Origin of the sequence: Allocatelliglobosispora scoriae, assembly GCF_014204945.1 — a bacterium.
Classification (GTDB): Bacteria; Actinomycetota; Actinomycetes; order Mycobacteriales; family Micromonosporaceae; genus Allocatelliglobosispora; species Allocatelliglobosispora scoriae.
Genome location: NZ_JACHMN010000003.1, coordinates 63559 through 86196, shown reverse-complemented (window position 1 = coordinate 86196; position 22638 = coordinate 63559). Strand labels below are relative to the sequence as shown.

Here is a 22638-nt window from a genome sequence, read left to right as displayed (position 1 = left end):
TGCACATGCCCGTCGAGACCGTGTCACCGCCGCCGCCCGGCCGCCCGGGAAGAACGCGGCGGCAGACCATCATGCTGCGGCGCTGGATCATCGTCACCGTCAGCGTCGTCGCCGTCGTCGCCGGTGGATTCCTGGTGACCAAGAGCGTGCTCGCCGAACCGGTGGCGCACAAGACCACCGAGACCGAGGGCCCGACGCCGTCCGTCGACGCGACCGCACCCTCCTCGGCCGGCGCGACGAGCAGCGCAGCTGCGTCCCCGTCGGCCGAGCCGACCGGCCTCTCCTCGACCAAGGTTCCGGTGACGTCGTCACCGCCGCCGAAGTCGACCCTGCCCGGCTGGCCCGGCCCCGACAACACCGGCGTGCCGAAGGGCACCGTGCTCAAGCCCTCCGGCTCGATCCTGGTGACCAAGGACAACACGGTCATCGATTCGCTGGACGTACGCGGGTGCATCCAGATCGAGGCGCGCAACGTCACGATCAAGCGCAGCCGGATCGTCGGGTCCTGCGCCCGCGGCACGATCGGCACGCCGCTCAACAAGAAGTACCCGCGTGACAACGTCGTGATCGAGGACACCGAGGTCGACGGCAACCGGAAGTCCTTCGACTTCCCCGTCATCGCCTACGACGGCTTCACCTGCCGCCGCTGCAACGTGCACGGCGGCGGTACGGGAGCCCGGCTCGGCGACCGCGTGCTCATCATCGACTCCTACATCCACGACTCCAACACCGGCGAGGGCAGCCACAACGCCGCGGTCGCGGGTCACGGCGACTACGACGTGCAGCTGATCCACAACTGGCTGGAGTGCCACAGCATCGGCTACTGCTCCTCCTCGGTGTCGTTCTACTCCGAGGGGTTGCCGGTCCACGACGTGCTGGTCGAGGGCAACCACTTCTCCGGCGGCGCCTACTGCCTCTACGCCGGTGCGACGGAGAAGTCCGCGATCAACATCAAGGTCCGCAACAACACCTTCGGCACCGACTTCCAGCCGCAGTGCGGTGCCTACGGGCCCGCCGCGCACTGGGAGTACAACTCCGGCAACGAGTGGTCCGGCAACAAGTTCAGCAACGGGAAGGCTGTGCCCGCGCCGTGACCGCGATCGAGGAGAGCACGCCCGCTGCCGCCGCCACCGTCGAACGTGGCGGCGGCAGGCTCTCCCGCACCCTGGCCTGGTCCTACGTCTACACCGCCGGTGGTTACCTGATCACCGCGCTGCTCCAGCTCGGCCTCGCCGCCGTGCTCACGCCCCGCCAGTTCGGCGTGATGACGCTGGCGATGCTGTGGGTGACGCTCGCGCTCGTGCTGCTCGAACACGGCCCGACCATGGCCGTCATCCAGCACAACGACATCACCGAGGACCACCTCGACGCGGCGTTCTGGAGCACCGTCGGCGGTGCCGTCGTCTTCACGCTCCTCTTCATCGCGATCACGCCGCTCTGGGCCGCCGCCAACGGCCTGCCCGAGATGATCCCGGTCTGTCTCGCGCTCGCCCCGGTGATCCTGCTCTCGGCGATCAACGTCATCCCCGACGCCGTACTCAACCGCAAGCTCGCCATGAAGACGATCGCGGTGCGCGTACTCGCCGCGGGGTTGGCCGGAGGCCTGGCGGGACTCGGCGCCGCACTGGCCGGCGCGGGCGTGTGGGCCCTCGTGACCCAGCAGCTCGTCACCCCGGTCGTGGCGGCCTTCCTGCTCTGGCGGATCACGCCGTGGCGCCCCCGGCGGCCGCGCTGGGCGGTGTTGAAACCGGCGCTGATCGACATCCGGACCACGTCGCTGCAGACCATCTCGGGCTCGATCGGCAACTTCATCGCCACCCGCTCCGACGCGATCATCATGGGCCAGTTCCTCGGCCCGACCGCGATCGGCCAGTACCGCTTCGCGCAGCGCTTCTCCCAGATGGCGCTCGACATCTCCGCCCGCGGCCTGCAGCAGGTCTCCCTGCCCGAGCTCGCCCGGCACAACGCCGACAACCGGCTGCTCGCGGCCAACCTGCGCCGCCTGGTCCACCTCGGCATGCTCTTCAGCACGCCGGTGCTGGCGATCCTCGCCGCGAGCGCGGAATCCTTCGCCAACTTCATCGGGCCGCAGTGGGCCGACGCCACGACGCCGCTGCGCATCCTCTGCGCCTTCTTCGCCATCAGCGTCATCGGCAACCTGCTCGCGCCCGGCCTGCAGGCCGCGCAGCGTCCCGGCCTGCCCGCGCTCTTCACCTGGATCGCCGCCGGGCTCAATCTCGCGGGCATGCTGCTCGCGGTGTGGCTCACCCGCGACGACGCCGGCATCACCCGGCTCGTCGCGATCGCCGTCGCGGCCTTCCTCGGCGAGTTCGCCATCACGGTGGCGATGATCTGGGTGACCTACCGCCGGGTGCTGCGGGTGCCGGTGCGCACGCTGCTGGTGCCGCTGATCCCGGTCGTGCTCGTTGGCGGCATCACCTACGGTGTCGGCTACGCCTTCGAGGAGCTGCTGCCGGGCGGGATCAACAGCTTCCTCCGCCTGGTCATCGTCGGCTCGGCCGCCGCGGTCACCGCCGGCACCGCGCTGGTCCTGCTCGACTCGGTGGTACGCCAGAAGGTGGTCACGGTGATCACCAACCGGCGAGCCAGGTCTTCCGGTCCCGCCACACCACCCGCCACATGACCGCGTGACCGGTGACCGCCGACCCCAGGGCGCGGACACCGACACCGAAGCTCAGCAGGCCTCGCGCCACCGCACCCCGGGCACCGGGCCAGCGCAGGTGGAAGACGGTCGCCTTGCCCCGCATCAGCAGCGCCAGCTTGCCCGCGCTCGTCGATGAGGCGCCGCCCACGTGCACGACCTTCGCCTCGGGCACGAGCGACACCCGCTCGCCCAGGTCGGCGGCGCGCATGCAGAGGTCGATGTCCTCGCCGTACATGAAGTAGGTCGGGGTGAACCCGCCCAGCTTCGTGAAGAGCGCCCGTTCGACCAGGAGCACGCAGCCCGAGGCGGCCGGGACCGTGGTGGCCCGGGTCCGGTCGAGTCCGGGCAGCTCATCGGGGTTGAACAGGCGCGATCGCCGGAACGCCGTGGAGAGGCCGGTGGCGAAGCAGACCAGCCCCCAGATCGTCGGCATCGCGAAGACCGAGCGGCCGTCGTCGGTGCCGTCGGCGTGCAGGGTGCGACCGGCGAGGATCCGCCCGCCCCGGTCGAGGGCGTGCGAGACGAAGGCCTCCAGCAGGTCGCCGACGGGCTCGGCGTCCGGATTGAGCATCAGGATCCAGTCACCGGCGGCCCGCTGCGCACCGGCGTTGATCGCGCGGGCGAAGCCGACATTCTCCGGCAGGCGCACGACATCGGCCGAGGGGAAGTCCGCCTCGACCCGGTCGGCTGAGCCGTCCTGGGAGGCGTTGTCGACCACGATCAGCTCGTGGCTGATCGAGCTGTTCTTCAGCCCGCTCAGGCTGGCGCCGATCAGGTCGGCACTGTTGTAGGAGACGACGATCACGGAGACCATCGGGTTCATGCGGAGACACTCCTCGAATCGTCGCGCCCCCACGCGATCTCGGATTTACGGCCGGCTTGCCATGCGGCATAGAGCGTGACCCCCGCGTACCAGACACCGGCCGGTAGCAGCCACGGCCGCTGCGCGACGACATCGCGCAGCCAGGACCAGCGGTCGGACTGCCGGACCCCGGTCGCCGCACCGCGCAGCGCGGAGTTGCCCGCGCGCACCCGGATCAAGCGCCGGACCAGGTCGTTCAGCTTCGCCGGGGCCTCCACCGAGGCGACGGCGTCGGCGACGGCGACCCGCTCGTCCTGGCTCACGACCGAGTCGAGGAAGAGGTCGTCGGCGATCGCCTCGGGGAACTCGTCGAACCTCGCCCGCGCGGCCTCGGCGAGCACGATCGCGCCCCGGCCGTAGAGCCCGTCGCGGACCGCGGGCAGTCTGCCGTGAATGGCGTAGTAAGCGCGGACGGTCCAGGGGCGGCCGCGGAGCACCAGCTCGCGGCGCGGCACGGCGGCGAGCGCGCCCGCCTCGATCGCGGCGACGAGGGCGTCGATGGCGCCGGGTGACAGCTCGATGTCGGCGTCCAGGTAGATCCGCGGGAAGGACTTCGCCACCGCGTCACCGGCGCGCAACGCACCCGATTTGCCCGGTTGTGCTAGCTCGATCACGTTCACGCCGACGTGACCACGCGCGATCTCGGCCGTGTTGTCGGTGCAGCCGTTGGGGATGACGATCACCTCGGCGTCGCCGGGCAGCCGCCGCAGGCACCGGTCGATCACGGCCGCCTCGTTATGGGCGGGAATCACGACGCTTGTCACGGCACGAGTTTGCCTGCCCCACGCAGGGGACACACCACCGGCCTGTGTCACATCCCCGACATCGGTGGTCAGCCGAACAGCCATTGCCGCAGGTGGAGCCGATGAGGGAGGGTCGCTGAGTGACTTATCGTCCGCACATAGTCATAATCGTCGTCAATCTCCCGGTCGAGCGTGACCGGCGGGTGATCCGCGAATGCCTCGCCCTTGAACAGGCCGGATACCGGGTTTCGGTGATCTGCCCATCGGGTGAGGAGAAGCTGAAGCACCTTCCCGGCTCCCGGGACACGGCGATCCGATCCTTCCGCCAGCCGTTCGGCGGCCAGGGGGTCATCTCGTTCGCGGTCGAGTTCATCTGGGCCTTCCTCGCCGTCTCGTGGCGGCTGATGGGCCTCGTGCTGCGCCAGCGGGTCCGCGCGGTGCAGGCCTGCAACCCGCCGGACGTCTTCTGGCCGCTCGCCCTGCTGATGCGGGCGCTGCGCAAGCCGTTCGTCTTCGATCACCACGACCTGAGCCCCGAGCTCTACGAGATCAAGACCGACCAGCCCAAGGGCCTGGTCAGCTGGCTGCTGCGGGTCAACGAGAAGCTCTCGATGCGCTGCGCCTCGTGGGTGGTCTCGACCAACGAGTCCTATCGCCAGATCGCGATCGAGCGCGGCGGCTGCCGGCCCGACCGGGTGACCGTCGTGCGCAACGGCCCGTCCGCCACGGAGGTCACCGGCTCGGCGACGGCCCCCGTCGGGCCCCGCAAGCGCATCGTCTATCTCGGCGTCATCAACGAGCAGGACCGGGTCGACATCGCGGTCAACGCCGCCGCCCGGCTCGCCGAGATGCGCGGCCGGGAGGGCTGGGAGCTCGTCATCGCCGGGGACGGCGAGTGCCTGCCCGCCCTGCGCTCGATGGTGAGCGACGGCAAGCTCGACGACGTGGTCAGCTTCACCGGCTGGCTCGGCGGCGCCGAGGTCGACGCGCTGCTCGCGAGCGCGACGATCGGCATCCAGCCCGACCCGCGGACCCGGATGGCGGAGCTCTCCACCATGGCGAAGACGGTGGAGTATGTCGCCCGTGGCGTTCCGGTCGTCGCGACCGACCTGCTGGAGACGGTCCGGATCACCGAGGGTGCCGCGCGCTATGTGACGAGCGCCTCTCCGGACGAGTTCGCCAAGGCTCTCGATGAGATGCTCGATGACGAGCGGGCCCTGCTCTCGATGCGCGAGGCCGGTCTGCGGCTCTTCGCCGCCGATCTCGCCTGGGAGCATCAGGCCCGTAAATACATCAGCGTCTGGCAGCGTCTTGCGCCGGTGTCGCGGACGATTCCGCAGCCCCGGGCCGATGTGTCGTTGACAGGACAGAATCCTCCGGTCAACGAGCCGATCAACTAGCATCGCGCCGTTCGAACGTCAGCAGCTCTAGGGAGATCTCCGTGCGCGTCCTCGTCACCGGCCACCAGGGCTACCTGGGGAGCATTCTCAGCGGAATGCTCACCGAAGCCGGCCACCAGCCGGTCGGATTGGACGTCGGCTGGTTCGACGACTGCCTCCTGGGCCCCGCCCCGGCGGAGATCGAGACGATCAAGGTCGACCTGCGCGACGTGACGACCGAGACCGTGGCCGACGCCCGGGTCGACGCCGTGATGCACCTCGCCGCGCTCTGCAACGACCCGCTCGGCAACCTCAACCCCGGCCTGACCTACGACATCAACCACCGGTCGTCGGTCGCCCTCGCCGCCGCGGCGAAGGCCGCCGGGGTCTCGCGCTTCCTCTTCTCCAGCTCGTGCTCCCTCTACGGCGCCGGTGCCGACGACACCCCGCTGACCGAGTCGGCCGACTTCCTGCCGGTCACCCCCTACGGCGAATCCAAGATCCTCGCCGAGCAGGGCATCGCCGAGCTCGCCGACGACGACTTCTCGCCGACCTACCTGCGCAACGCCACGGCCTACGGCTTCTCGCCCCGGCTGCGCGGCGACATCGTCGTCAACGACCTCGTCGGCCACGCCCTGCTCACCGGCGAGGTCCGGCTGATGAGCGACGGCTCGGCCTGGCGCCCGCTGATCCACGCCGAGGACATCTGCGCCGCCTTCATCGCGCTGCTCGGCGCCGACCGCGACCGGGTACACAACCGGGCCTTCAACGTCGCGCAGACGGCGGAAAACTACAAGATCCGTGATGTCGCGACCGCCGTGCAGGAGATCGTCGGCGGAGAGCTGACCTTCGCCCCCGGCAGCGGCACCGACCTGCGCAACTACCGGGTCTCCGGCGACCTCATCGCCGACGTGGTCCCCGAGTTCAAGCCGCAGTGGACCGTGCCGAAGGGCATCGAGCAGCTCGCCGAGGCATACCAGCGGCACGGGCTCACCTTCGCCAACCTCACCGGCACCAACCACCAGCGCCTCAAGCGCATCTCGTCGCTGCACGCCGACGGCAAGCTCGACAGCAACCTGCGGTGGACGGCGTGACCGAGCGCGGCGAGGGCGCCTCGCAGGGCACTCCAGAGACGCAGCACATCTGTGACGCCTGCGGCGCGGGCCCGCTGACGGTCTTCGCGGACCTCGGGGACTTCCCGGTCCGCTGCGGGGCCCACTGGGCCGATCCCGCCGAGGCCGCCGAGAGCGGCAGCGGGAGTGTCGTCCTCGCCTACTGCGACCAGTGCGGATTCGTCCGCAACGTGGCGTTCGAGTGGGACAAGGTCATCTACGACACGACCGTCGACACGAACCTGCACCACTCGCCCGCGTTCCAGGCGTTCTCGGAGGCGTTCATCGCCAAGTTCGCCGAGCGGCACGACCTCGCGGGCAAGCACATCGTGGAGCTCGCCTGCATGCAGGGCGACTTCCTGCGCAGCCTCTGCAAGGCGACCGGCGCGACGGGCGACGGCTACGACGCCATGTACGCCGGGGTCGAAGGCCCCGACGGCTCCGGCGCCTCCTTCCACCAGACCCTGCCCCCGGGCGGCGCGGACCTGCCGGTCTATGACTTCGTGGTGAGCCGGCACTGGCTGGAGCACGTCGTCGACCCGCTCGGCTTCCTCGTCGACCTGCGGGAAAATGCGGGCGGTCGGGAGGTGCACGGGTTCATCGAGATCCCCGACGCGGCCTACGACATGTCCACGGCAGGCTGGGAGATCATCTATCCGCACGTCTCCTACTTCGACGGCTACTCCATGCTGCGGCTCATCGAGCGGGCCGGCTGGCGGGTCGAGGAGACCGAGACGATCTTTCATGGCGTACTCAGATATGCCGAGATCTCCATCAACCGGCCGGAGGAGGCGCCGCGGCTCGGCACCGCTCCCCTGCCGGGCCTCGCCGACCGCGACCGGCAGCTCGCCGCGATCGCCGGCTTCGCGCAGCGCCACCACGCCGAGCGCGAGCTCTGGGCGGGCCGCCTCGCGGAGTGGGCCGACGCGGGCCGCAAGCCGGTCCTGTGGGGCGCGGGGTCGCGGGGCGTGCAGTTCCTCACCCTCGCCGACGCCGAGCACCGGCTCGCGGGCGTCGTCGACGTGAGCCCGCGCAAGTGGGGCCGCTACCTGCCCGTCACCGCCCACCGGGTGGACGCGCCGGAGTCGCTCGCGGCGCTCAAGCCCGAGGTCGTCATCATCACCAACCCGGCCTACCGCACGGAGATCGCCGGGCAGCTCGCCGCACTCGGGGTCGAGGCGGAGATGGTGGTGGCCTGATGTCGGCACCCCGGGTGACCATCGGGTTCCCCGTCTTCAACGATCACCACTACCTGCCGCTCGCCTTCGATTCGCTGCGGGCGCAGGAGTTCACCGACTTCGAGGTCGTGGTCTGCGACAACGGCTCCTCGGACGGGAGCTGGGCGATCTGCGAGAAATACGCCGAGCTCGACCCGCGCTGGCGCATCGAGCGCAACCCGGTCAACGTCGGCATCAACGGCAACTTCAACAAGATCCTCGGCCTGGCCCGCGGCGAGTTCTTCCGGCTCGCGGCCCACGACGACCTGATGGCGCCCACGCTGATCGGCCGCAGCGTCGAGGCGCTCGACGCGCACCCCGAGGCGGTGCTCGCCTACCCCGGCACCGTCGTCATCGACGGTGACGGCAACGAGACGACCTACTGGGACGGCGACATCGACCTCACCGACCCGAGCCCGACCAGGCGACTGGTCACGATCGCCGGTCGCTGGCGCCTCGCCAACGAGGTGATGGGAATGGTGCGAACGGAGGTGCTGCGGCGCACCGACCCCCGCTCGCCCTACCTCTCCTCGGACATCGCCACGATGATCGAGCTGGTGGCCCGGGGCCCGTTCGTGCGCATCGACGAGCCGCTCTTCTTCCGCCGGATCCACGCCAAGAGCACCTTCGGCGCCGAGCGCAGCAAGGACGATGTCGCGGGCTGGCACGCCGAGACCAAGGCTCCGGCGAAGCGCAAGGAGCCGCGCGCCGGCAGCGACTACAACCGCCTGGCTCGCGGCATCGCCGGGTCACTGATAAAGGCCGAAGATCTACCCTGGTCGGTACGCATCCCCGGCATGCTCGCTTTCCAGAGCGTGTGGGCGGTCCGACGCAGCCGCATCGCGCTCGGACGCTGGCGCCGACAGCTGACCAGGACACCGATGCCGACCTCGCCCTGGGAAACCACTTCGTGACCGCGCACCCGTTCCGCTTCACCGCCAGCATGCCGGGCCTCGACGCGCCGGGGCAGTCGCAGCGTGTCTGGCGGGACAAGATCCGCCGCATCGAGCATCTCGGCTTCAGCTCGGTCTCCGTCTCCGATCACCTCGTCGGCGGCTGGTCGATGGATCCGATCGTCGCGATGACGGTCGCGGCGGAGGCGACCACGGAGCTCCGGGTGCTCTCGGCGGTCTTCTGCAACGACCTGCGCCACCCGGTGCTGCTGCATCGCTCCATGGCCAACCTGGACGCCTTCTCGGGCGGCCGGGTCGAGATCGGCCTCGGCGCGGGCTGGCTGCGCGACGACAACGACGCGATCGGCATCCCCTTCGACGGCGCGGGTGTGCGGATCGACCGGCTCGCCGAGGCGGCCGAGATCATGCGGCTGCTCTTCGGGCCGGATCCGGTCTCCTACCAGGGCAAGCATTACCAGCTCAGCGCCGTGGACGGGCTGCCCAAGCCGGTCGGCACCGCACCACCGATCCTGATCGGCGGCGGCGGGCGCAAGGTGCTGGAGCTGGCCGGGCAGCATGCCGACATCATCGGCATCAACCCGCGCCTCTCCCCTGACGCGGATCCGCTCGCCGCGGTGGCGGAGATGAGCCCGGCCAACATCGAGACGAAGATCGGCTGGACCAGGGCGGCTGCCGTGGCGGCAGGCCGGGACGACACCCGGCTGGAGTTCATGCTCCGGATGTTCGACGTCCGCGTACGCCACCAGGGCACCGAGCACCGCTCCACCTCCAGCCACGCGCAGAAGGCCTCCCCCGAGGTGCTGGCGACCTCGGTGGCGGTGCTGCACGGCGATGTCGAGGAGTGCGTGGACACGCTGCTGGAGCGGCGCGAGCGCTTCGGTCTCAGCTACATCCACCTCGGCGGCAACCTCGACGCGGCGGCCCCCATCGTCGCCCGCCTCGCCGGCCGCTGACCAGCGTCTCCGCGCGTCTCGCCCCTGGCCGCCCCGCCCCGTGCCGTGCCACGTTTTGCAGCAAAGCGTGGCCTTGTCGCTCGGGAAAGCCACGCTTTGCTGCAAAACGTGGCAGGGGTGGCGTGTGGCTTACCTGGTGGCCGCGGAGACGGTCTGGACGGCGGCGTCTTCGACAACGGTCCGCTCGAACGACAGGTCCCTCGTCCAGGCGACCGCCAGCAGGAGCGTCAGGCCCGCCACGGGCAGCCACGTTCCCACCTCACGGATCCCCGCGCCCTTGGGCACTCGCAGATCACCGCTCGGATTGGTGAGAGCCACGAGCGCCACGATGAGCAGCATCGAGACGGCGATCTCGACGGTTCCCGAGTAGGCCGCCGCCGTCGAGGTCACGGCGAGAAGCACCATCGCATGACCTGCTGCGACTGCGGCGAGGAGCCAGCGGGGGCTCGTCACTCGCGCTGCGGCGAGCACCACGATCACCAGCACCGCGACAGCGGCCACGGTCACCGGCAGCGCCTCGGCGATCCAGCGGGCCTGGACCGACCGCTCGAAACCGGGGATCAAGCTCGACGGAGCATCATCCCTGTCGGCGAGTCGCTGCCAGGCGGTGCCTGCCAGGAGCAGGGACGCGGCGGCATAGCCACTCGCATCCCGACGCAGGAGCAGCCGTAGCAGCAGCAGCGGCAGCAGCACCCAGGCCATGTCGAGGCAGAACGCGGCGAGGCCGACGACGATCGGAGCGATGATCCGGCCGATCCGGCTCGGCGGCATCCACAGGATCGCCCAGAACGCGGCATAGAGCAGCTGCCACCCCAGCACCGCCGGGATGCCGTACCACCGGTCTTGGGCCAGCGGCATCATCAGCAGTGGGACGCTGACGAGCAGTCGCTGCAGGGTCCGGGGCAGCACTCCGGCGCTGGCGGCGTAGACGACGAGGACCAACGCGGCGGTGAAGACACCCGAGAGCAGGACGAACGTGCCGTCGACCCAGGTCGGGGGCGCCTGCAGCGCGAGCTCCGCCACGAATCGGGAGAGCAGGTCGGAGCCGCCGGCGAGGGGATGCCGGACACCGTCGGCGATGGAGCGGCGCCGGGCGTCGTCGAGGACGATCACGTCCCCGGTCGACAGCAGCACCGACCAGCCGTCGCGACCGATGCGTAAAAGGCTGATCAGGGCGGCGAGCACTAGCGTGAGCGAGACGACCAGCGGTGTCACTCTCCCGGCCGGATTGATCCGGAACAGCGAGGCCGCGCTACGTGCTGGTCCGGCCACGGCCATCTCCCCTGTTCTCCGCGAATCTGCGCAGAGAATATGGATGGGCATGACCGCCCGGAGTCATCCTGTCGTATGAATTACTCCCGGCCGGTGGCCAATTAATGCGATGGAAACGTCAATCGGCTAGCGGTTCGAAGGCTGCCACGGTGCGGTCGGCGTAGGCGCTGGCGTCGCCCTGGCCCATGACCCCGTCGTACTCGTCCGGCAGCGGGGTGGGGACCTCCGGTGCGACCCGCCGGACGATCTCGTCCAGCACCTTCTCCGCCTGGCCGACCCAGAGGTGCTTGGCACCGGGGAAACCGATCACCTCGGCCTGCGGGATCGCGGCGAACCGCTCGGCCGCCTCGGCGGGGCGCAGGTAGTCGTCGAACTCGGGGACCAGCGCGGTCAGCGGCCGTCCGAACTCCGCCCAGCGGGCCAGGTCCTCCTCGGTCGCCGACCGCAGCGGCGGCGAGAGCAGCACCGCACCGGCGACCGACGGGTCCGCACCGTAGCGCAGCACCAGATCCGTGCCGAAGGACCAGCCGAGCAGCCACAGGTTGGCGAGGTTGGCGAACTCGGCCCACTCCAGGGCCGCAGCGACGTCGAAACGCTCGGCGACTCCCCCGTCGAAGCTGCCGCCGCTCGTGCCGCGCACGCTCGACGTGCCCCGGGTGTTGAAGCGCAGCACACCCAGCCCGGCCAGCTCCGGCAGGCGCCAGGCGGCCTTGCGGAAGACGTGGCTGTCCATCATGCCGCCATGGGTGGGCAGCGGGTGCAGGCAGATGATCGTCGCGGTCGGCTCCCGCTCGGCCGGGAGGGCCAGCTCGCCGACGAGGGTGACGCCGTCGGCCGTGAGGAGTTCGATCTCCTCGCGGCGGGCGGGCAGGATCGAGTTGGACCTGATCGGTGCGCTCACCGGCCGATCCTACGCGTCGGATTGCGCCGCCCCCGAGCCTGCCAGCAGCCCGTATGCCAGTGACGTCGATCACTGGCATCGCCGCGACCGTCGGCGGGCCAGGCGACGACGTGTGGAACGCCCACCCGGATCTCCTGATCGCAGCCGGGGCATCGATAGATCTTGACGGCTGCGTCGACGCTCACGTGGCGAACGGACCACTCGCCATCGGAGTCGGCGTGCACGAACTCGACGCCGCCGCGGGCCCGGTTCTCGTCCAGGCCCTTATCGTCGCGGCGCCGGCTGTTTCGACGCGGGCTCACCGGCACCAGCGTACCGGCGCGCCCTCGACCACTCCTCCACCGTCCCTCGACCGCCCCAATATTCGCGTTGATCAAGGGAAGACTCGCCGCATATCGGGCACCCCCGATGGTGAGTCTTCCCTTGATCAACGCGAATATTGGGGCGTTACCGCGTTAGCGGTGGGTGTGGTCCCGGAAGCCTCTGCCCGACTTGCGGCCCAGGTAACCCGCCGTTACCAGGTGCTCCAGCAACGGGGCCGGGGAGAAGCCCGGCTCGCGGAGTTCCAGGTAGAGCTCGCGCTGGATCGCCAACGAGACATCCAGGCCGACCACGTCGAGAAGCTCGAAGGGACCCATGGGGTAGCCGCAGCCCAGCTTCATGGCGTAGTCGATGTCGTCCGCCGTGGAGTAGGACGCCTCCAGCATCTTCACCGCGTCGTTCAGGTACGGGAACAGCAGCGCGTTGACGATGAAGCCGGACCGGTCGGCGCAGGTGACGGCGTGCTTGCCGAGGCGGCGTACCACATCGAGGGCTGTTGCTGTTGTTGTTGAACTGGTCCGGATGGTGTTGACGACCTCGACGAGCTTCATCACCGGTGCCGGATTGAAGAAGTGCAGGCCGATGACATCGGCGGGGCGCTGGGTCGCCATGGCGCACTCGACGACCGGCAGGCTGGAGGTCGTGGTGGCGAGGACGACGCCGGGCTTGCAGATCTCGTCGAGGCTGGCGAAGAGGGCCTTCTTGACGCTGAGCTCCTCGACCACCGCCTCGACCACGAGGTCCACGTCGGCGAGGTGCTCCAGGTTGGTGGACCAGGTGACCCGGCCCAGTGCGGTGTCGCGCTCGGCCTCGGTGAGCCGCCCGCGTACGACGCTCTTGTTGAGCGAGACCTTGTAGTCCTCGCAGAGCTTCGCCGACTTCTCGCCGCCCCGGGTGATCGAGGTGACCTCGAACCCGGCCTTGGCGAAGACCTCGATGATGCCGATCGCCATCGTGCCGGAGCCGACGACGCCGACCGAGCCGACCGCCTTGGCACCGGGGATCGAGTCGCTCGCGATCGGGGTCTGCTCGTCGGCGACAACGACGGGACCGCCCGGCTTCTCATAGCTGTAGAAGCCCCGGCCCGACTTGCGGCCCAGCAGTCCGGCCGTGACCATCTGCTTGAGCAGCGGCGCCGGTGCGTGGCGGCGATCGCGCCCGCCGCGGCGGTACATCGTGTCGAGGATCTCGTACGCCGTGTCGAGCCCGATGAGGTCCATCAGCGCGAGCGGCCCCATCGGCAGCCCGCAGCCCAGGCGCATCGCGGCGTCGATGTCCTCGCGGGTGGCGAAGTGCGCCTCCAGCATCGAGACGGCGTTGTTGAGATAGCCGAAGAGCAGGGCGTTGGCGATGAAACCGGCCCGGTCGTTGATCGTGACGTCGACCTTGCCGAGCCGGGCGCAGAGGGCCTCGACGTCGGCGACCACGTCGTCGGCGGTGACCACGGTCTTGATCACCTCGACCAGCTTCATCACCGGGGCGGGGTTGAAGAAGTGCACGCCGATGACCTGGTGCGGGCGGTGGGTCGCGACGGAGATCTCGGTGACGCTCAGCGACGAGGTGTTGGTGGCGAGGATCGCGTCGGGCTTGCAGACCCGGTCCAGCTCGGCGAAGATCTTCTGCTTCAGGTCGAGATGCTCGGGGACCGCCTCGATGACGAAGTCGACATCGTGCAGCGCACCGAGCCCGACCTGGAAGTCGACCCGGGCGACGAGCGCGTCCCGGTCGGCCGGGTCGAGCTTGCCCTTGGCGACGGCCCGGTCGGTGGAGCCGGCCAGATTGGCCCGCCCCCGCTCCAGCGCGGCCTCGCTGATCTCAACGGCGACGACGCTGATCCCATTACGCGCGAACACCTCGACGATGCCCGCCCCCATGGTCCCCAGCCCGACCACGCCCACGGTATTGATCTCACGCGCCACCACAGCCTCCTCGCTGCCCAGTAAGTCGCCCTAAATCGCGTTGATCAAGGGAAGACTCGCCATCTCAGGTGCCCGATATGCGGCGAGTCTTCCCTTGATCAACGCGAATATAGCGGCGCGACGCCGGCCTAACGACCGTTCAGAGGAGTCTGCCATACGGGTGGGTAACCGCCGAGGGAGTGACTTCGGCGGAGCTGCATAAGCGCAGCTCCGCCGTTGTCACGGTGACAAAATTCTCACGCGCCGGGGGTGAAGGTGATCCCCCGGCCCGATGCGAGGATCGCCTCGCGGAAGGCGTACTGGAGTGCCACGGTGCCGGCGCCGTTCTCGATGCCGACCGTCGCCGTCGAGCCCTGCTCCAGGGGGACCGTCGCGTCGATGTTGGCGTACGCGAAGGTGATCACCCCGTTCTCGCCGAGCAGCACCTCGAAGTCGACCCGCCTGGTCTGGTCGGTGAAGAACTTCGCGTTGCGCCACTCGATGACGAACTGCCGGTTCGGTGCCGTCCCGATCGTCTGCGTCCGCACCGACGCCGACCCGTCCACGATGAGGTCCACCCAGAACGGGTAGAGGCTCAGGTTGGGGCGGTTGGGTGCGGCAGCCGACGGGATCGCCGAGTGGTCCCACGACGAGCCGTTGGGGGCCTGGAAGGAGACGACACCGTTGGTGTCGACCCAGACCTTGTTGTAGCTGCCGCCGTAGAACGGCACCGAGAACGGGATGTTCGCCGTGTTGGCGCTGTCGTCACCCGCGAGCGCGAGCACGGTGCTCGCCGGGACGAAGGTGAACGGCCCCTCGACGCAGGTGTAGCCGGCACCACCGGCCGCCGAGACGAGCGCCAGGTTGACCGTGCTGTTGGCGTTGCTCGCCACCGTCACCGGTGCGCTGGCGCCCAGACCGGCACACCGTCCACCGGCCGAGCTCGCCGAGACCGTGTAGGTCCCGACCGGCACCGAGGCGAAGGAGTAGGTGCCGTTGGCCGCCGTCGTCGTGGTGAGCGCGGTGCCGACGAGCTGCACCGCGGCACCGGCGACCGGCGTACCCGCGTTGGTCACCGTGCCGCTGACCGAACCCGGCGCGGGCGGCGGCGGGGGCGGCGGGGGCGGGGTCGCGCCGGGCGGGGTGAAGACGACGCCGCGCCCGCTCGTCAGCTTCGGCTGGTTGAGCGAATACTGCACGGCGACCGTTCCCGCGCCGTTCTCGATGCCGATCGTCGAGGTCGAGCCGCGCTCCATCGGCACCGCCGGGTCGATTCCGGTGTAGCCGTAGGTGATCACACCGTTCTCGGCGAGCACCACCTCGAAGCTGACCCGGGCCGCCGCGTCGTCGAAGAACCGGACGTTGCGGAACTCGACGGTGAAGGTCCGGTTCGGTGCGGTCCCGGCCGAGGAGGTGTAGATCCCCGCCGACGAGTCGACGATCAGGTCCTGCCACAGCGGGTAGAGCGCCAGGTTGGGCCGGTTCGGCGTCGCCGCCGACGGGATCGCCGAGTTGTCATAGGCCGAGTCGGTGAACGCCTGGAACGACAGCGCGCCGTTGGTGTCGACCCAGATCCGGCTGTAGTTGCCGCCGTAGAACGGCATGCTGAAGGGCAGGTCGAGCCAGTGGTAGTTGTCGTCGCCGTTGAGGAACCACAGCGTCGAGGCCGGGGTCCAGGTGAACGCCGACTCGGTGCAGACATAGCCGAACGAGTCCGAGCACGCCGGTGGCGTACCCGAATAGGTTGCCGTGTAGCTCGCGGCATTGGTCGGCGCGGTGATGACGTGGGTCTGCGCCCCGGCGTCGGACCAGGAGCCGAAGCTGTAGCCGGTCGAGCCCAGAACCTGCGGGGTGGGCGCGCTCACCGTGTTGGCCGAGCCCCTGATGACGGTACGCGTGAAGGGCGCCACCTGCGTCGTCGAACCCACCGTCAGCTGCAGCCCCGGCGGGGTGCTGTTGAACGTCAGGTCCACGGTGTTCGGGTCCAGCCGCCGCACCACCGTGCTCGTCAACCCCTGCGCGTCCGTGGCGACGAGCTCCAGCTCCAGATAGGACGGATACTCGTGATCCGGCGCGACGAACGAGCCGCTCGCCACCCCGGTGAAGGTCTGCATGTTGTGGTTGTGGCAGTTGCCGACGCTCGCGCAGTGCTGGATGCGCAGGTTCCAGGTGAGCGCCGACGCGGGCAGCGTGCCCTGCTGCGGATCGGTGGCGTGCCCGGTGAAGCTGACGACGTTGCCGACCGACCAGGTCAGTCCGACCGCGGGCGTGTCAACGAAGGCCGTGGGAGCGTCGTTGCCGACACTGATCGAGACGGTCGACGACCCGACCACTCCCAGCGTGTCCGTGACGGTCAGCCGCGCCGTATAGGTCCCGGCGGTCGTGTAGATGAAGCTCGTCGCCGCCGTGGTCGCGTCGGTGCTCCCGTTGTCGGTGAAGTCCCACGCGTAGGTGAGGCGGCCCGCGTCGGCCGGGTCCGGGTCGGTGGAGCCCGCACCGTTGAAGGTGACCGTCAGCGGTGTCGCGCCGTTCGTCGGCACGGCGCTGATCACCGAGGTCGGCGGCTGGTTGCCCGGGAAGTAGCGGATCCGCCGCACCGTGCCGCCGTTGTAGTCGACGTAGTAGAGCTCGCTGCCGGGGCCGACCGCGAGGTCCACCGGGCGGGCCGCCGCGAGGGCGAAGCGCTCGATGTTCGACGGGGACGGCAGGCCGCCTGCGGTGGTCGGCTTCATCGCCCAGATGCACTGGCGGGTGCTGTCGGTGAAGAAGAGCGCACCGGCGTACTGCGCCGGGTAGGTGCCGCCGCTGCCCGGGTAGAAGGTCAGGCCCGCGATGGCGTCGCCACCGGCCGCGCACGCCTCACCCGGGACGATGTCGGAGTTGTGATCGTATGCGTAGTAGGGCGCCGTCGTCGATCCCTCGGTGTAGAGCGACTCGCAGAGGTTGAGGTTGGCGTTGTCGTAGCTGCCCATCCGGTTGACGCCCTCGTAGCAGGGCCAGCCGAAGTTGGTGACCGCCGCCGTCGGGTTGACGACGCGGTTCACCTCCTCCCAGGTGTTCCAGCCGACATCGCCGATCCACAGCTCGTTGGTGCCGGGCCGGATCGTGAAGCGGTAGGGGTTGCGCAGTCCGTGCGCGACGATCCGGCGAGCGTTGAGGTCGGCCGAGGCGATCAGCGGGTTGCCCGGCGCGGCGAGGCCGGTGGCCGGGTCGAGCCGCAGCACGGCACCGTTGAGCGCGGTCGGATCGCCGGTGGAGCGCACGTCCTGCGAACGCAGCGCGCCGCCCTCCGCCGTCGGCGGGGTGAGCGCCGTGCCGCCGGGTGCGTCGTTGCAGGGGTTGGCCGGGCTGCCGAACTGGCCGTAGTCGGTGGCGCTGAAGCTGGCACCGTCACCGGCGCTCAGGTAGAGCATGCCGTCCTGGCCGAACTTCAGGTCGCCGATGGAGTGGCTGGGGAACTGCTGGCACCAGTCGTTGATGAGCACCTGCTCGGTGCCGGTCATCACGTTGCCGGCCGCCTGCAGGCGGGACAGGCGCGCGCTGACGACGCAGTTGCCGCCGTTCTCCCCGCCGGACGCGCCCGAGCAGGCGTCGTTCATCACCGGGCCGCCGCCGAGCGGGGCCTTGTAGGCGTAGGTGACGTAGACATACGGGCTGGTCGGGAAGTTGGGCGGCAGGGCGAGGCCGAGCAGGCCCCGGTCCCAGTGGCCCTGCACGTCGCCGGAGAGGTCCGCGAAGAGCGTCGGCGTGGTGTCGGCGAGGTCGTCGAAGACCTTGATCGTGCCGCGCTGCTCCACGACGAAGATCCGGCCGTCGGGGGCGAACTCGACGTTGGTGGGGTTCGTCAGTCCACTGAAGACGATCTGCTCCTGGAACCCGGCGGGGAGGGTGACCGCTGCGGCCGGTGCCGCCTGTATCGGCACCAACGCACTCGCTACCAACGCGCCGACCAGGGCTATTCGCCATTTTTGAGGGGTTTTTGCCATCACTGTCCTCCCAGGGCGCGGGCAGGCGTTCCCGCGCGACAAGCACTGAATTCCGGCGTCGCGGGGCTGGCGCGCCCAGCCGGGTGGTTCACGCTAACGAGGGACAGATGTGGCCATCTGGAAACGTCTGCAAGCCGACAGCGGTTCTATCCGTCCGGCCGGGCCGACCACTGGACCGCGATGATAAGAGCGCCCGCCGACGTGGCGGGCGCTCTTCAATCCGTGCTGTCAGAAGACGATTAGTTGATGCCCAGCCTGGCGGGGATCCGGCCACGCAGCCCCGGCTGCACTGCGGAGCCCGGACTCCATGCCGTCGTCCGCCGCCCCTGGGTGGAGCTGTATGTGGCCACATAGGACTTCATCGCCGTTGCCGGTGCGGTGATGACCGACGTCCGCTCCATGCCGTTGGACCACCGCACGAAGGTCAGTTCGAGCAGGCGCCGCGAGGTGATGTAGGTATACGAACCGGGCGCGCTGACCGTGAGCTGGGAACCCTGGATGAAGGTACGCATGAACGGCGCGACCTGGGTCACCCCCGCGACCGTGAGCGGTATGCCGGATCGCGAGCTGACGAAGGTCATCGTGACGGTCTTCGGGAACAGGCGCCGCTTGACGATGCTGTGGTTGCCGGATGCGTCCACCGCGTCCAGGACTATCTCCAGATAGGACGGGTAGGCATGATCGGGTGCCGCCTCCAGCGTGACGCTGGCGGCACGCGGCCAGGTCCCCTCCTCCGCCTCGCCGTCGGCACGGCTGTGGACGAGCGTGTGCGTATGGCACTCCTCGATCGTCACGCAGTGCTCCAGGTTGAGCTCCCAGGACAGCGACGTTCCCGGCAGGTTCCCGACGACGCCCTGATCGACGGCGTGACCGGTGAAGGTGATCGGCTGTCCCACCGCCCAGGTGAATCCGGGCGCTGGACTGTCGATGTAGGCCGTGGGCAGATCGTTGCCGACATGGATCGCGACGGTCTCCGCGTCGGTCACCTGGAGCGTGTCGGTCACCGTCAGCTTCGCCGTGTAGTTCCCGGTCGCCGTGTAGGTGTAACGCGCGGTCGGCGTGGTGGCGTCAACGGTGCCGTTGCTGTCAAAGTCCCAGGCGTACTTCAGGCCGCCCGCGTCGGCCGGATCGATGTCGGTGGACCGAGTGGCGTCGAAGTCGACGACGAGCGGCGCACCGCCGCTGGTGATGGAGGCGTTGAGCACGGCCTCCGGCGGCGCGTTGTGCTCGAAGTAGCGGTAGCGGCGGATCGCCCCGCCGAAGTAGTCGGCGATGTACAGCTCGCCGTCCGGACCGAAATTGAGGTCGGTCGCGAAGATGCCGGTGGTGAAGAGCTCGACGTTGCCCGGGGACGGCAGACCCCCGGCCGTGTCCGGCAGCATGGCGAAGATGCAGCTCCGCGCATAGTCGGCGAAGAAGAGCGCGCCCTTGTACTGGACGGGGTAGCTGCCGCCGGTCTTCGGCGCGAAGGCGAGACCGGAGATCGAGTCACCACCGACGCGGCACTTCGCGTCAGACCCGTCGATGTCCTGATTGTGGTTGTAGGTGTAGTAGGGCCGCAGCGGGTTGCCCACGTCATAGAGCGTCCGGCAGATGCCCAGGTCGGCGTTGGCGAAGCCGTAGTTGACGTCGTTGCCCTCGTAGCACGGCCAGCCGAAGTTGCCGGGCGAGGCGGTCGGATCGGGAATCCGGTTGATCTCCTCCCACGTGGCGTAGCCGACATCGCCCACCCAGAGTTCGCTGGTGCCGGGACGGAAGGTGAAGTGGTAGGGGTTGCGGAACCCATACGCGATGATGCGCTTGGCATTGGCGTCACCGGTGGTGACCGGGTTGCCCGGCGCTGCCGGTGCACCGGGCACCGGGTTGAGCCGGAGCACCGCTCCGTCGAGCGTCGTCGGGTCACCGGGGGTCATCATGTCCTGCGACCGCAGCGAGCCGCCCTCGTTGACCGGGTCGCCACACGGGTTGACCGGGCCGCCGGGGGTGAGCTGGCCCCAGTCGCTGCCGGTGAAGCTGCCGCCCTCGCCCGCGGAGACGTAGAGGTAGCCGTCCGGCCCGAACTTCAGGTCGCCGATGGAGTGGCTGGGGAACTGGGTGCACCAGTCGTTGATCAGCACTTCCTGCGCGCCGACCATCACGTTCGTCGCCGGGTTGATCTTCAGGCGGGAAAGCCGCGCGCTCACGGTGCACTTGCCGGCCGACGGGGTGAGACCGGTACAGAGGTCGTCACGGACCGGGCCGCCGCCGAGCGGCACGCCGTAGGTATAGGCCACATAGATGTAGGGGTCGGCCGGGAAGTTCGGCGCTATCGCGAGGCCGGTCATTCCACGGTCCCACTGGTCGTGTGTGTCGGACCGCAGGTCGGCGACGATCGTCGGCGTCGCATCGGCGAGGTTGTCGAACTCCTTGACGAGTCCGGCCTTCTCCGTGACGAAGATCCGGGAGTCACCGGCGGCCGGCGCGAACTCGAAGTTCGTCGGCTTGGTGAGACCCTGGAAGACGATCTGCTCCTGAAAGCGCGGCTGCTCCGGTGCGGCGTCCGCGGTCGCGGTCTGCAGCGGGCACAGCACTCCGAGCCCCAGAATCGCCACGAGCAGAGTCCGGCCAATCCGCCGACGTGCAGATTGTCCTGAGTACACCATTTCGCCCCTCGCACATGCTTTGGTACTTCCCCACCAACCCGAACCATTTGAATCGCCCCAAAGCCATACCGGTACCGGCCGACCGGACAACATCTGTCGCAATCGACGCGTAGCGGGTGTGAGGTCGGGCACCATGACGATATGAGCGCCTCACAGCCGTCGGCCTTCCATAGTGAAACTTCCTCGACTTACACTTCGGCCGTGACCCAACTCTCCAGTAACCGAGCAGACGTGCCCGGCGCGAGCAGCATCGAAGCCGGTGTGCTCGTCTCCACGAACCCGGCGACGGGGGCCGAGGTGGCCCGGTTCCCCGTGTCCTCCGCCGCCGACGTCACCAGCGCGGTGGCGCGTGGACGGGTCGCCGCGGCGTGGTGGGCCAGGCTGCCGTGGCAGGAGCGGCGCAGCCGGCTGCTGCGTTTCCGCAGCCTGCTGGCGCGACGCATCCATGAGCTCGCCGCGGTGATGACCGAGGAGGGCGGCAAGCCCTCGATGGACTCGGTGCTGGAGGTCATGGTCACCATCGACCACATCGCCTGGGCGGCGAAGCACTCCCACAAGGTGCTGGGATCCCGCCGGGTCAGCGGGTCGTTGTTGCAGCCGGAGTATTCGGGGCGGCTCGAATACCAGCCCTACGGCGTGATCGGCGTCATCGGACCGTGGAACTACCCGGTCTTCACGCCGATGGGATCCATCGCTTACGCCCTCGCCGCCGGGAACGCGGTCGTCTTCAAGCCGAGCGAATACACCCCGGCCGTCGGGCAGTGGTTCGTCAACGCCTTCGCGGAGATCGTGCCGGAGCAGCCAGTCCTGCAGATCGTGCACGGCATGGGCGATGTCGGCGCCGCGCTCTGCCGCGCCGGGATCGACAAGCTCGCCTTCACCGGCTCCACCGCGACCGGCAAGAAGGTCATGGCGGCCTGCGCCGAGAGCCTCACGCCGGTGCTGGTCGAGTGCGGCGGCAAGGACGCGATGATCATCGACGCGGACGCCGACATCGAGGCGGCCGCCGACGCCGCGCTCTGGGGCGCGATGACCAACGCCGGGCAGTCCTGCGTCGGCATCGAGCGCGTCTACGCCCACGCCAAGGTCTACGACCTGTTCCTGGCGAAGCTCGTCGCCAAGGCGGAGAAGCTGACGGTCGGCACCGACCCGGGCAGCGACATCGGCCCCATCACGATGCCCGGCCAGCGCGACATCATCAAGCGCCACATCGACGACGCCCTCGCCAGCGGCGGCCGGGCCGTCCTCGGTGGACCGGACTCGGCCCGGGGCTCGTTCGTCAAGCCGACGATCCTCGTCGACGTGCCGGAGACCTCCGCCGCGGTCTGCGAGGAGACCTTCGGCCCGACGATCACCGTCGCCAAGGTGGCGAGCATGGACGAGGCGATCACGCTCGCCAACGCCACCGCCTACGGTCTCGCGGGCAGCGTCTTCAGCAAGCGGAACGGCGCGCGGATCGCTCGGGAGCTGCGCTCGGGCATGGTCTCGATCAACTCCACCTTCGCCTTCGCGGTGCTGCCGTCGCTGCCCTTCGGCGGTGTCGGGCAGTCCGGCTTCGGCCGGATCCACGGTGCGGACGGGCTCCGCGAGTTCGCCCGGGCGAAATCCACCGCGAAACGCCGACTGCCGAGTCTCGTTCCGCTCATCACTTTCGACCACACACCACGTAGCGTTGCCCTTGGCGTACGCATAGTAAAGCTCTTGCACGGCCGTTCACGTTGACCCATTGACATACGTGCGCTGGGCCGACAACGCTCGTCCTGCAAGTCCACA

At 69.3% G+C, this 22638-nt stretch carries 16 protein-coding genes; 8 read left to right on the top strand and 8 right to left on the bottom strand.

Going from position 1 to position 22638, the window contains the following annotated elements; all coding sequences use genetic code 11:
- Positions 1-5: 5 nt before the first annotated feature.
- Together F4553_RS27120 and F4553_RS27115 are read left to right on the top strand one after the other, a co-directional pair.
- Positions 6-1094 (top strand): right-handed parallel beta-helix repeat-containing protein, encoded by a 1089-nt coding sequence (locus F4553_RS27120; RefSeq protein ID WP_184841427.1) that lies wholly within the window; start codon positions 6-8, stop codon positions 1092-1094.
- A complete protein-coding gene (locus F4553_RS27115) occupies positions 1091-2644 on the top strand; it encodes an oligosaccharide flippase family protein (protein WP_184841425.1) in 1554 nt (517 codons plus the stop codon). Before F4553_RS27120 ends, F4553_RS27115 begins: the two co-directional genes overlap by 4 nt.
- Here F4553_RS27115 and F4553_RS27110 read toward each other — a convergent pair.
- Both F4553_RS27110 and F4553_RS27105 read right to left on the bottom strand, forming a co-directional pair.
- Positions 2592-3488, bottom strand: a complete 897-nt coding sequence (locus tag F4553_RS27110) for a glycosyltransferase family 2 protein (RefSeq protein WP_184841423.1) — start codon at positions 3486-3488, stop codon at positions 2592-2594. The genes F4553_RS27115 and F4553_RS27110 overlap by 53 nt on opposite strands.
- Positions 3485-4291: a glycosyltransferase family 2 protein gene (locus F4553_RS27105; RefSeq protein ID WP_184841421.1), complete on the bottom strand. Its 807-nt coding sequence runs from the start codon at positions 4289-4291 to the stop codon at positions 3485-3487. Before F4553_RS27105 ends, F4553_RS27110 begins: the two co-directional genes overlap by 4 nt.
- A gap of 119 nt (positions 4292-4410) precedes the next feature.
- On the opposite strand from F4553_RS27105, the gene F4553_RS27100 reads away from it, so the two are divergent.
- Genes F4553_RS27100 through F4553_RS27080 form a run of 5 tightly spaced genes read left to right on the top strand, consistent with a single transcriptional unit; the run spans position 4411 to position 9845 of the window.
- Positions 4411-5670 carry a glycosyltransferase family 4 protein gene (locus F4553_RS27100; protein ID WP_184841419.1) on the top strand — a complete coding sequence of 420 codons (1260 nt, stop codon included), beginning with the start codon at positions 4411-4413 and terminating at the stop codon, positions 5668-5670.
- A 41-nt stretch (positions 5671-5711) separates the two neighbouring features.
- Positions 5712-6743 (top strand): NAD-dependent epimerase/dehydratase family protein, encoded by a 1032-nt coding sequence (locus F4553_RS27095; protein WP_184841417.1) that lies wholly within the window; start codon positions 5712-5714, stop codon positions 6741-6743.
- Positions 6740-7960: a methyltransferase domain-containing protein gene (locus F4553_RS27090; RefSeq protein WP_184841415.1), complete on the top strand. Its 1221-nt coding sequence runs from the start codon at positions 6740-6742 to the stop codon at positions 7958-7960. Before F4553_RS27095 ends, F4553_RS27090 begins: the two co-directional genes overlap by 4 nt.
- A complete protein-coding gene (locus F4553_RS27085) occupies positions 7960-8892 on the top strand; it encodes a glycosyltransferase family 2 protein (RefSeq protein WP_184841413.1) in 933 nt (310 codons plus the stop codon). Before F4553_RS27090 ends, F4553_RS27085 begins: the two co-directional genes overlap by 1 nt.
- Positions 8889-9845 (top strand): TIGR03621 family F420-dependent LLM class oxidoreductase, encoded by a 957-nt coding sequence (locus tag F4553_RS27080; protein ID WP_184841411.1) that lies wholly within the window; start codon positions 8889-8891, stop codon positions 9843-9845. Before F4553_RS27085 ends, F4553_RS27080 begins: the two co-directional genes overlap by 4 nt.
- 129 nt (positions 9846-9974) lie before the next feature.
- Here F4553_RS27080 and F4553_RS27075 read toward each other — a convergent pair whose 3' ends face one another.
- The 6 genes from F4553_RS27075 to F4553_RS27050 form a co-directional block, all read right to left on the bottom strand.
- Complete coding sequence (locus F4553_RS27075) at positions 9975-11117, bottom strand: hypothetical protein (protein WP_184841409.1); 1143 nt, start codon at positions 11115-11117, stop codon at positions 9975-9977.
- Positions 11118-11235: 118 nt separating this feature from the next.
- Complete coding sequence (locus F4553_RS27070; protein ID WP_184841407.1) at positions 11236-12018, bottom strand: alpha/beta hydrolase; 783 nt, start codon at positions 12016-12018, stop codon at positions 11236-11238.
- Entirely contained in the window at positions 12015-12320 is a 306-nt protein-coding gene (locus F4553_RS27065; RefSeq protein ID WP_376776300.1) for an Rv1322 family protein, read from the bottom strand. Before F4553_RS27065 ends, F4553_RS27070 begins: the two co-directional genes overlap by 4 nt.
- Positions 12321-12473: 153 nt before the next feature.
- Positions 12474-14258 (bottom strand): 3-hydroxyacyl-CoA dehydrogenase family protein, encoded by a 1785-nt coding sequence (locus F4553_RS27060; RefSeq protein WP_184841405.1) that lies wholly within the window; start codon positions 14256-14258, stop codon positions 12474-12476.
- 236 nt (positions 14259-14494) lie between these two features.
- Entirely contained in the window at positions 14495-18160 is a 3666-nt protein-coding gene (locus F4553_RS27055) for an NIDO-like domain-containing protein (RefSeq protein ID WP_312875403.1), read from the bottom strand.
- A 302-nt stretch (positions 18161-18462) separates the two neighbouring features.
- The gene (locus tag F4553_RS27050; RefSeq protein WP_184841401.1) at positions 18463-20814 is read right to left on the bottom strand and encodes a PQQ-dependent sugar dehydrogenase; all 2352 of its coding nucleotides are present in this window, start codon (positions 20812-20814) and stop codon (positions 18463-18465) included.
- 252 nt (positions 20815-21066) lie between these two features.
- On the opposite strand from F4553_RS27050, the gene F4553_RS27045 reads away from it, so the two are divergent.
- The gene (locus F4553_RS27045) at positions 21067-22587 is read left to right on the top strand and encodes an aldehyde dehydrogenase family protein (protein WP_312875402.1); all 1521 of its coding nucleotides are present in this window, start codon (positions 21067-21069) and stop codon (positions 22585-22587) included.
- Positions 22588-22638 lie beyond the last annotated feature (51 nt).

Bases quoted from the DNA above. Each gene is read 5' to 3' on its own strand.
- F4553_RS27110 (WP_184841423.1), bottom strand. From the start codon at position 3,488: ATGAACCCGATGGTCTCCGTGATCGTCGTCTCCTACAACAGTGCCGAC.
- F4553_RS27120 (WP_184841427.1), top strand. From the start codon at position 6: ATGCCCGTCGAGACCGTGTCACCGCCGCCGCCCGGCCGCCCGGGAAGA.
- F4553_RS27085 (WP_184841413.1), top strand. From the start codon at position 7,960: ATGTCGGCACCCCGGGTGACCATCGGGTTCCCCGTCTTCAACGATCAC.